A 10,685-nucleotide genomic window follows, 5' to 3' on the forward strand; every position below is an offset into this window, starting at 1 on the left:
TCTTGATGCTGATCAATCTGTGACAAATTTATGTGCATATTAACTAACAGAGCTGTTGAGGCTGCGAAAGAAAAATAAAGAACTCAGGATGGAAAAGGAGATCTTAAAAAAGGCCAGCGCCCTCCTGCTAAAGGAAACCAAGTAACGTTTAAAACCGTTAAGAAGCTCTCTTCAGTATTTCCAGTGAGTAAGCTTTGTAAAGTATTGAACGTCAGTCGCTCAGCCTATTATGCTTGGCTAAAGCGACCCGCAAAAATCATTACAGCAGAGCATTTGCATATGTATCGAAGAGCCAAAGTCATCATCGAGCAAAGCAGAAATAGCTTGGGTTATCGAGAGCTGAAGAAGCGGTTATGCAAGGAGGACTTTAACGTCAGCGAATATGGCGTTAAGAAGTTAATGCTAAGCTTGGTTTAGTTGTAACTCAGCGAGTTGCCTACAAAGTCACAACCAAGCGCAAACATAGTGATGCCGTTGCTGATAACCTGCTGGATCAGAACTTCAATCCTGTTGCACCAAATCAGGTCTGGGCTGGTGATGTGACGTATTTAAAAACAGGGGAAGGCTGAATGTACCTAGCCATTGTTATGGACTTATATTCACGCCGCATCGTTGGCTGGCACATAGATAAGCGAATGACGACTGACTTGATCAGCAAAGCTATGATGAAAGCTTATAACTTACGTCAGCCACCAAAAGGCTTGGTGTTTCACTCTGATAGAGGCTCACAATATACCAGTAAGCAATACCGTACACTGCTAACCACCTAAGGTATTAGAGCGAGTATGGGCGATGTTGGAGCGTCAATGCGGTTGTTGAACGCTTCTTCGGTAGCTTAAAACACGATTGGTTGTTGAAAGTTCCTCAGCCAACACATGAGTATATGAGAGATGATGTGGTAGCGTATATGCGCTATTACAACTTAGAACGACTTCATACGGCAAATGGTGATCTGTCGCCAATTGAATATGAGCAAAGTTCCTTAAGAGAAGTGTCCTGATTTAGTTGCGCAGAACAATACGCGAAAACTAGCTTCTTACCACACAGTTTCGGCCTTGGGCTTTTGCTTGATACACCGCATGATCAGCCAATTTTAATGATTGGCTAAAAGGCAGTTGTAAATTTACCTCAGCCACACCACAGCTCACCGTGATCATAATCCTCTCAGAGCCGTATTCGATTTGTTGCTGAGACAAGGCTTCTCGTAACCTCTGTGCCACATGGTATGCATTATCTGCATTGGTGTGCGGAAGCATCGCCACAAACTCTTCTCCGCCAAGTCGGCATAAGCAGTCTTCGGTGCGCAGCACTAACTTACAACATCCGGCAAAAGCTTGTAATACAACATCGCCAACCTCATGGCCATAGGTATCATTAATCGCTTTGAAGTGGTCAATGTCAACAACAACCATACTAAGTGGCAGTTCAGCTCGCATATGACGGCTTATCTCTCGCTCAGCATAATCCATTAAATAGCGTCGGTTTTTAAGCCCTGTGAGTGCATCTTGAAATGCTAAATCTGAGAGCTGTTGCTGCAATGCCCACAGTTCGCTTACCAGAATGCGTCGACTACAACAATCTGCGATCATTTCGGCATATGATACTTCTACACTTTGCCACTGTCTCGGTCCATCAGTCCCTTCGCAACACACAATGCCATGAGGCACACCATTTTTAAAAATGACCGTATCTAACATCGTAGTTATGCCGTATGGCTTCAAATAACCATCTGCAAACTCAGTTGTGCGCGGATCGGTTTCAGCATCACACGCGGCAATAGATTCTCCACTTTTTAATGCCGTGAAATACGTGTGATAGTGCTCTAAGCTCAATTTAGCACAATCCATTTGCTCAACTTTGGTTGACCAATCGGTGTTCGCCACATTCAATAAAAAGCGGGGTTGAATATGATCATCAAATAGCCACACTGATACTCTGCTCACCGCTAACGTGGTGCGCCCTTCATCAATAATATCCTGTAAAAACGCCTGATAGCTGCCAGAAACATCAACTTCTTGAGAACATACTCTTCTCAATCGTTGTGTTACTTCACTTAAATCATTGAGCATAAGGCACCAAAGCTACTAAACAATTACAAACACTCTTTTCTACATATCTATTAATGATACGCAATAATCGGAAAAAGGATGAACTATTTTATACATCAATATAGGTAACTTGTTTTGATAGAAGTGAAAATGAGGGAAAAGTACCTACTAAGTGAGCAGTATACCATGAGACAATTCAGCCGCCATCACCTGAGACAGCTGCTGAATTATCATATAGCAATAATTATGATAGATATTTCAATAAATACTTTTTAAATATTGGGTCGGTTTTAGCCAACGCTTTTTGCTCAGCCAAAATTTCTTTTAATATCGCGTTTGACGTTAAAGGATTTGCCAGTACAACCCTAAACACGACTGTCGGTTGGTGATCATATTGATCTGGAGTCAATCGAGTACGTGATACAAATGAACGTCCTGTTTCGCGCTGGCGTTTTTGCATACTGGCAGTAAAACGGTTGAGTGCTGCATAGATTTCAATCCGTTCAGCCTCATCAGCTTGCGCAATGGCACGCTGTATTTGCTTTGGCACATATCGGTAAGTCAGTAAGCACAGCTCAGGTTCAGAGATCAGTTCAAAGTCAGGGTCATTTTTTATTAATTCGGCAAAGTAACGTGCTTTATCAATGCCTTTATCAATCAGCATTTCGTAACCTTTACGACCAATAACACGCATACAGGCGTGTACGAGCATGGCCATACCTGGGCGGCTTCCCTCTAAAGTATGACTGCCTAAATCTTTTGAGCCTTTACGTAGGATGTACTCAGCATGGTGCTCAATCGCATCCGCTGCTGCAGGGTCTTTGAATAAAACGAGCCCCGCGCCCATCGGCACATACATTTGCTTATGAGCATCAATCGTAATGGAATCTGCACGCTCAATCCCCGCCAATAAATGTCGGTTATTGTCTGAAAGGAGTGTCGCGCCACCCCATGCAGCATCAACATGAAAATAACACCCAAGTTCAGCGCTTAAATCAGCCATATCGTTTAAAGGATCGATATTACCTGTTTCTGTGGTGCCAGCAACCCCGACCAAAGCCAATACTTTAATGCCTTTTGCTTGCAATTGATGCGCTGTCTCGCGCATTTTTTCAACATCAACTTTATTATTTTCGTCGGTCGCAATCCCAATAAAGTTTTCTCGGCCAAGCCCTAAAATATCAGCCGCTTTACCTAATGAATAATGGCCTCTATCTGATACAAGTACTGCCAACCCTTTATAACCGTAATGCAGCATGCCCGCGAGCATTCCCTGTGCAGCAATACCTTTAAATTCGCCATCGGCTTTTAATAAACGGTTTCGGGCAATCCATAACGCCGTAATATTGGCAATCGTACCTCCAGAACAAAATGCACCAAGCGATGTTTTTGCACTGTGCATCCATTTGTCATAAAAGTGTGCGTCATTACCATATGCTAAATGGTGCATCATCCCCAGCACTTGACGCTCCAAAGGCGTAAATGCTTTAGAGGTTTCAATTTTAACGAGGTTTTGATTTAAACCCACCATTAATTTAGACAGTGGCAACACAAAGTGAGGCAACGCAGACGTCATGTGTCCAATAAAGCTTGGGGCAGCTGTATGAACTGAATGTGCCACTAGCTGCTCCATTATGTCTTGTGCATAATCAGAAACAAACATCGGCTCCTCAGGTAACACCGCATCTTGAAAGTCTTTTTCAATTTCATGCAAAGGCTTTTCAATTGCCGCGATATTCTCATTTAAGAACCCAGCTAAATTACTAGAGATTTCTAACTCTATTTTACTCAGAGTCGAATCTGGCGCTTCTGGCACCGTAAAAATACGCATTAAACTTTCTTCAGAAGCGACAGCACAACGCTTTGGACCCATCTTGCTACCTAATTCTCTAACTCTGTATTGCTGTATAAGCAATAGTAATATGAGTTGTTATGACGAAATGGCTAACTTTACTGCAAGTTAATAGATTTGTCTCGTTTTGAACGCTGAAAAGTCGCGAAATCCCATAATGTTTAGTGGCACTATCATTTAAATATAACGACACTTAATTGAAATTTACATGTATATTTAATTTTCTTTAAATCTAAAAATGATATAACTAAGAATGAGGCGACCTTTGCATTGCACTCACTTCATGTTTAAAATTAAGGAACACTTATAAAAAGGACAAATATGCTCAGAAGGACTTCTCTGATCGGTTGGCTTTGTATTGGTTTTTTTACGTTTATTGCAAGCCTCATCAGCTATGTTGGATACAGCTATCATACTACTCGCCAAGCTATCATGGATGATATTGATACTCGTCTATTACACGCAGCGAAAGCAGCGCAGTTAGTTATTGGTAATGACTATCACGATCGCTTAAATAATATAGAAGCAGTCCAATTTGAGCAGCTCAGCGCCAAATTGACGGCACTTGCTAGCGCCCTAGATGTTGAATATGTCTACACCATGATTTACGACGCACCATTAGTGCGCTTTACATCATCAAGCTATACGCAAAAAGATTTAAAACTTGGCCACATAACGCAGTTTTTGGACCCGTATTTTGAAGCAACTGTGGTTAACAAAGGGGCATTTCGCTCAACAGAACCCGTCTTTGAAATTTCAGAAGATCAATGGGGGCACTTTAAAACCATTCTTGTCCCATTTGTAAGTAGCAAGGGTACAGTCTATATTACTGGTGCCGACATCACCACTGATGACGTTGCACAACAACTGCGAGTAAGCATCGCCAAAGCAACATTAACTGCCTGTTTTTTCTTTTTCATTGCACTGCTCGTTGCTGGTTTATATCTATTGTTATACAAAAAATCTATGACGTCAGATACACGCACAGGTTTTGCGAACAGAATTGCACTAGAACGAGATTTAGCCAAGAACAAGCGACAACATTTGAGTTTAGCAATTATTTGGGTCAGTGAACTTGAAGACATTATTAGCTTTTATGGTGCAAGCGTAGGAGATCAAGTTATCCAACGTATTATGAAGCATTTTAGCGAGTTTACTTACCCATACCCTGTGTATCGCCTTGCGACATCAAAACTGGTAATTATGTGCGATACCGATAAGGGAGAGCATTATCTGACAAACTTAATCAAAGAATTTCCCAATTCTCGACCCGTACTCAATAATCCACATCTTTATGTTCAGCTTAGCGCTGGCATTGCCTCTGGTAACAAGGCGTTGTTACTCGATAACGCCTATGTTGCGTGTCGCCAAGCTAAGCAACAAAACAAAACCGTCTGTCTCTATGCCATTCATAATAACGATGGAAAACAGCAACAAGCCAATCACCTCGCCTTGGCACACACCTTACAAAATGCGTTCGAAAAAGATAGGGTTGTTGCCTATTTCACCCCCCGTTTTGACGTCAAAAAAAATGCTGTTACTCAACATATGTGCAGTGCCCGCATTATCAATGAGCAGGGCGCTATTTTAGGTGCTGACATTTATCAAAAAGTCGTAAAGCGTTCTCGTATGGAGGGTAAACTAACTCATAATATTTTAACTCAGTGCGTCACACGTTTTAGAAAAAAAAATACCGCTTGGAGTTTAAAATTAAGCTATCAAGATGCCACTGATCCACAGCTCATAGACATAATAAATCAAGAATTACGCCGCTACCCACAACCTGCTTTGATCACCTTTGAACTGGATGAACAAGCTGTCTTAAATAACTTTAACTCAATGGCTGCCAGTATCAATATGTTGAAAAGTAAAGGGGTAAAAATCCTGATCAACGGCGTAAGCAGTGGGTTATTAACCGTCAGCCGAGTCATGAAACTAAATATTGATGCGATTAAGCTTGATGAACATATTTCAGCACATATGCACCGAGATGAGCAGGTCTTTGAATTTATTTCTCACTTAGCAAAACTCTGCAAAGACCGAGATATACAATTGGTTGTGGGCGCCGTATTGGACGAAGCGCAATTTGAACGCTTTATTGAGGCTGGCGTAGACATGATGCAAGGGCGGCACATAGGCAGAGCCACCCCACACATTAGAACAGAGTCACACTTACTGACCATTAATCCTTAACTATCACAATGTGACCACTAAGCGCGTGCTTGATTGGCCACTCATCCAATATTTACGTTCAAAGGGCGTGATAGCTTGCTCACTGCTATATGGCTCAACGGCCACTGGATGACCAGCTAGCTGCAAGGCACGCGCAAACTCTCTAACATAAATATCCCAGTTACTGCGTACTTCAAGTTGACCACCCAGCTTAACAATAAAAGGGAATACCGCAGCACCGTGCCAACGACGACCAATATGCTTAGCCTTAGGCCAAGGGTTTGGATAGAGTAAATAATGGTGTGTTGGCTGCCAATTAGCCGCGACTGCTAAGCGCCAAAAATCATTTAAATCAGCTTGCACCAAAATATATTGGCCCGAGTCTGTCTGTTTGTATTCCACATCATGTTTGTCTAATCGGTGTGATGATTTATCAATACCAATGATCAATGCCTTGGGGTGCAGTTTAGCTAAATTAGCCGTACTTTCACCTACCCCACAACACGAGTCTAAAATGATGTCTCCGGTAAATGCTTGTACACGTTGATTTACCTCGTCAAATGCCTTTTGCGTATGAGCCGCAATGGGTTTTTTGAACTCAGCAGTTAAATGCTTATTTACAATTTCATCCAGCTTTTCATGCAAGCTAGGTTGGTTTGAGACAATACATCTCGAATTTGCTTCTGCCATCAGTGACGTAACCCTACTCCTCGGCGGATCAGTGTCAACGCCAAGATAAATAACCCAGTAATAAACGCTAATAATACCGTAAATGCCACATAAATGTTGACATCTGACACACCTAAAAAGCCAAATCTAAATGCATTCACCATGTAAATGATTGGATTAGCTTGCGATACGCCCTGCCAAAATTCAGGTAACAAGGTGATCGAGTAAAACACACCGCCTAAGTAAGTCAGTGGGGTTAAAATAAAGGTAGGAATAATACTGATATCATCAAAGCTATTGGCAAATACCGCATTAATTAACCCACCCAGTGCAAACACTGCCGAGGTTAAGACTACGGTGGCAATGATCACCCCAATATTGTGTATTTGTATATCGACAAAAAATAGTGAAACTAAGGTCACAATCAAGCCCACCAGCATGCCACGCGCCATACCACCGCCCATGTAACCCAGCACAATAATATAATTAGGTACTGGCGCAACTAGAAGCTCTTCAATACTTTTTTGGAACTTTGTGGAATAAAAACTCGAGGCTACATTAGAATAGGAGTTGGTGATCACCGACATCATAATTAAGCCCGGAACAATAAACTCCATATAACTAAAGCCGCCCATTTCACCAATTCGCGAACCAATCAAGCTACCGAAAATAACAAAATACAACGTCATGGTTATCGCGGGAGGCACCAAGGTTTGCACCCAAATTCGCAGGAATCGAATACACTCTTTGATCCAAATACTTTTTAAGGCTATGCCGTAGCGAGTAATACTCATGACTCACGCCCCTGCTCTAACAGCCCAACAAATAACTCTTCTAGCCGGTTTGCTTTATTTCGCATACTTAACACCGTATTCCCTTGTGTGCTCAGCTGACTGAACACCTCATTTAAACTCTGTGATTTTTTAACTTCGACTTCTAACGTGTGCTCATCGGTTAAGTTAAACGCATAGCCTTCGATATTCACCGGTTGGACCGGAGTTTTTAAATCAAGTACAAAGGTTTCTTTGTCGAGCTTTGCCAATAGCGCTTTTATCGTGGTGTTCTCAACTATTACTCCTTGGTCGATAATGGCAATGTTTTTGCACAGCAGCTCAGCTTCTTCAAGGTAATGTGTCGTTAAAATAATCGTGACACCTTGCTCGTTTATCTCTCTAAGAAAGCTCCACATCGAACGGCGTAATTCAATATCAACCCCAGCGGTTGGCTCATCTAATATTAATAATTTTGGTTCATGCATTAACGCACGCGCAATCATTAAACGGCGTTTCATACCACCTGATAAAGTCCGAGCTTGTTTGTCTTTTTTCTCTAACAAGCCAAGTTGTGCCAAATATTTATCAGCACGTTTATGTGCTTCTTGACGAGGCACGCCATAGTAACCGGCTTGATTCACTAAGATTTGGCTCAAGGTTTCAAATTGGCTAAAATTAAACTCTTGCGGAACCAACCCTAACTCAGCTTTTGCGTCTTCCAATGCAGTATCAATCGAGTGCCCAAACACGCTAACCTGCCCAGCGGTTTTATTCACCAAAGATGCTATAACGCCTATGGTGGTTGACTTACCCGCGCCATTGGGGCCTAACAACGCAAAGAAGTCTCCTTGCTCTACTTTTAGGTCGATGCCTTTTACAGCTTCAACACCATTTTTATAGACCTTTTTCAGACCTTGAATATCTAATGCGACCGTCATGTTATTTTTGTTCTCCATAACCCCACCTTTCGGTTAAGGTATGCTCTATATTAAGATGATCTAAAATACGGGCCACCATAAAATCAACCAAGTCATCAATCGACTCGGGTTTATGATAAAACCCCGGTGCTGCGGGCATAATCGTTACCCCCAACTGACTCAGTTTTAACATATTCTCTAAATGAATGGGGCTAAAAGGCGTTTCTCGTGGTACCAAAATAAGCTGGCCACGTTCTTTAATAACCACATCGGCTGCCCGTTCTAATAAATTATCCGACGCGCCCAACGCTATCGCCGATACCGACCCTGCACTACACGGACATACCACCATTTTTTTCGGTGCTGCCGACCCCGATGCCACAGGGCTAAACCAATTGTCTTTACCAAACACCTTAATTTGCTCTGGCTGCGCGTTAAACCGCGTACTCAACTGCTCGCTGGCTTTTTGCTCGTTACCCGAGAGCTTAACGTTCGATTCAATGTCTAATACCACCCGCGCGGCACTCGAGATCAGCACATAAACTTGGTAATTCATTGCGACGAGTACTTCTAATAATCGCAATCCATAAGGCGCACCCGATGCACCACTAAATGCCAACGTAATTGCAGGTTTAAAACTCTTCACACCATCTACCCTTTTATGTTAATTCGCAGCATATCAACTAACTATGTCTGTTTTATGCAGCGCAGCCAGTAGCTTTTGATGTAGCCCATCAAAGCCACCATTACTCATGATCAAAATATGCTGACCCGCTTGCGCGTTAGCACACACCTGTTTGATAATTTCATCCACACTTGAAAAGCACTGGCGGCCCGCATTACGCGCTTCATCGCGTAATGACCAATCCAAGTTATCGGGTTCAAACAAATATGCTTCATCCGCCTCACTGAGTGACGCCAATAATGTTTGCTGATGCACCCCCATTTTCATCGTATTTGAACGCGGTTCTAAAATCGCAATCACAGGGGCAGTCCCAACCTTCGCTTTTAGCCCTGCAAGGGTTGTTTTAATGGCCGTAGGATGATGTGCAAAATCGTCATACACACTGACGCCACCTACCTCTGCTAGCAACTCCATACGACGCTTTGGAGAAATAAACTCGCCGAGTGCATCTATACTGACAGAGACAGGAATGCCCACATGTCGCGCCGCCGCAATGGCCACCATGGCATTTTTTACATTGTGCTCACCAATAGCCTGCCAATTCACAACCCCTTCAAGCTGACCGTGTAAGCACACTTCAAACTGACTACCGTCTGCTTTGCGCAATTTATACGACCAATCGCCGTTTAAAGTTTCTTGCTCGCTCCAAAAACCTCGTTTAATTACCTCAACAAGCGCACTGTCATCCGCAGGATAAATCGCTTTACCCTGCGCAGGTAACGTTCTTAACAAGTGATGAAACTGTGTTTGAATGGCATTTAAATCGGTAAAAATATCAGCATGATCAAATTCTAAATTGTTCATAACTAAAGTACGGGGTAAGTAATGCACAAACTTACTGCGCTTATCGAAAAAGGCGGTGTCGTATTCATCGGCTTCAATCACAAAAAATGGTGTATCACTGACCCGTGCCGACACCCCAAAGTTTTGTACAATGCCGCCAATTAAAAACCCTGGGCGCAACCCCGCATATTCGAGTATCCACGCCAACATGCTCGCGGTAGTGGTTTTACCGTGCGTCCCTGCAACAGCCAATACCCAGCTGTCTTGCAATAAATGGTGTTTTAACCATTCAGGGCCCGATGTGTACGGAATATTTTTTTCCAGCACGTATTCCACACACGGGTTGCCTCGACTCATAGCATTGCCAATCACCACACTATCTGGCGCAGGGTCTAACTGAGCCGTGTCATAACCTTGCGTTAACTCAATGCCAAGTTCTTCTAACTGCGTGCTCATCGGCGGATACACGTTTTGATCAGAGCCAGTAACTTTATAACCCAAAGATTGTGCGATTGCTGCAATGCCACCCATAAAGGTGCCACAAATACCCAAAATATGGATATGTTTATTGTTATTTTGCGTCGTGACCATGACGATGTATGCCTTTATTTAAAAATTGAGACTACTGGAATTTGCAAGGTGCTTACTATGCCAAAAAATCACGCAACACACCATAAACCATACTGCAAAACAGCTGTGCTAAAACGCCAAGAATAGCCCCACAATACTGAATTATTGATGAGTGAATCACACTCTCTAAAAATACAGTTAAAAAAAATGCCAGTC

8 protein-coding genes and 1 pseudogene are annotated in these 10,685 nt (G+C 42.6%); 2 read left to right on the top strand and 7 right to left on the bottom strand.

Annotation, left to right across the window (positions count from 1 at the left end):
- Window positions 1-49: 49 nt before the first annotated feature.
- Window positions 50-1,000 (top strand): annotated as a pseudogene (locus CWC18_RS21580) (IS3 family transposase); the annotation flags it as partial.
- A gap of 28 nt (window positions 1,001-1,028) precedes the next feature.
- Here CWC18_RS21580 and CWC18_RS16960 read toward each other — a convergent pair.
- Both CWC18_RS16960 and panP read right to left on the bottom strand, forming a co-directional pair.
- Complete coding sequence (locus CWC18_RS16960; RefSeq protein ID WP_138675753.1) at window positions 1,029-2,069, bottom strand: sensor domain-containing diguanylate cyclase; 1,041 nt, start codon at window positions 2,067-2,069, stop codon at window positions 1,029-1,031.
- A 223-nt stretch (window positions 2,070-2,292) separates the two neighbouring features.
- Window positions 2,293-3,921, bottom strand: coding sequence for a pyridoxal-dependent aspartate 1-decarboxylase PanP (gene panP, locus CWC18_RS16965; protein WP_138589799.1), 1,629 nt, complete (start codon window positions 3,919-3,921; stop codon window positions 2,293-2,295).
- A 300-nt stretch (window positions 3,922-4,221) separates the two neighbouring features.
- On the opposite strand from panP, the gene CWC18_RS16970 reads away from it, so the two are divergent.
- Entirely contained in the window at window positions 4,222-6,093 is a 1,872-nt protein-coding gene (locus tag CWC18_RS16970) for a GGDEF domain-containing protein (RefSeq protein WP_138675754.1), read from the top strand.
- A gap of 3 nt (window positions 6,094-6,096) precedes the next feature.
- Here CWC18_RS16970 and trmB read toward each other — a convergent pair whose 3' ends face one another.
- From trmB to mpl, 5 genes are read right to left on the bottom strand one after another with little or no spacing between them, the layout of a single operon-like run.
- Entirely contained in the window at window positions 6,097-6,762 is a 666-nt protein-coding gene (gene trmB / locus CWC18_RS16975; RefSeq protein ID WP_138675755.1) for a tRNA (guanine(46)-N(7))-methyltransferase TrmB, read from the bottom strand.
- A complete protein-coding gene (locus CWC18_RS16980) occupies window positions 6,762-7,529 on the bottom strand; it encodes an ABC transporter permease (protein ID WP_138589810.1) in 768 nt (255 codons plus the stop codon). The genes trmB and CWC18_RS16980 overlap by 1 nt, the downstream gene beginning before the upstream one ends.
- Before the next feature lie 2 nt (window positions 7,530-7,531).
- Window positions 7,532-8,452 carry an ABC transporter ATP-binding protein gene (locus tag CWC18_RS16985; RefSeq protein WP_138675757.1) on the bottom strand — a complete coding sequence of 307 codons (921 nt, stop codon included), beginning with the start codon at window positions 8,450-8,452 and terminating at the stop codon, window positions 7,532-7,534.
- A gap of 1 nt (window position 8,453) precedes the next feature.
- Entirely contained in the window at window positions 8,454-9,077 is a 624-nt protein-coding gene (locus tag CWC18_RS16990; RefSeq protein ID WP_138589802.1) for a flavin prenyltransferase UbiX, read from the bottom strand.
- A gap of 33 nt (window positions 9,078-9,110) precedes the next feature.
- Window positions 9,111-10,490 carry a UDP-N-acetylmuramate:L-alanyl-gamma-D-glutamyl-meso-diaminopimelate ligase gene (mpl, locus tag CWC18_RS16995; RefSeq protein ID WP_138675756.1) on the bottom strand — a complete coding sequence of 460 codons (1,380 nt, stop codon included), beginning with the start codon at window positions 10,488-10,490 and terminating at the stop codon, window positions 9,111-9,113.
- Window positions 10,491-10,685: the final 195 nt, after the last annotated feature.

This window comes from Pseudoalteromonas aurantia (assembly GCF_005886875.1).
GTDB classification, from domain to species: Bacteria; Pseudomonadota; Gammaproteobacteria; order Enterobacterales; family Alteromonadaceae; genus Pseudoalteromonas; species Pseudoalteromonas aurantia_A.

What these genes read in the sequence shown, in the direction of transcription:
- mpl (WP_138675756.1), bottom strand. Translation starts at nt 10,490, where the DNA reads ATGGTCACGACGCAAAATAACAATAAACATATCCATATTTTGGGTATT.
- trmB (WP_138675755.1), bottom strand. Translation starts at nt 6,762, where the DNA reads ATGGCAGAAGCAAATTCGAGATGTATTGTCTCAAACCAACCTAGCTTG.
- CWC18_RS16985 (WP_138675757.1), bottom strand. Translation starts at nt 8,452, where the DNA reads ATGACGGTCGCATTAGATATTCAAGGTCTGAAAAAGGTCTATAAAAAT.
- panP (WP_138589799.1), bottom strand. Translation starts at nt 3,921, where the DNA reads ATGGGTCCAAAGCGTTGTGCTGTCGCTTCTGAAGAAAGTTTAATGCGT.
- CWC18_RS16960 (WP_138675753.1), bottom strand. Translation starts at nt 2,069, where the DNA reads ATGCTCAATGATTTAAGTGAAGTAACACAACGATTGAGAAGAGTATGT.
- CWC18_RS16970 (WP_138675754.1), top strand. Translation starts at nt 4,222, where the DNA reads ATGCTCAGAAGGACTTCTCTGATCGGTTGGCTTTGTATTGGTTTTTTT.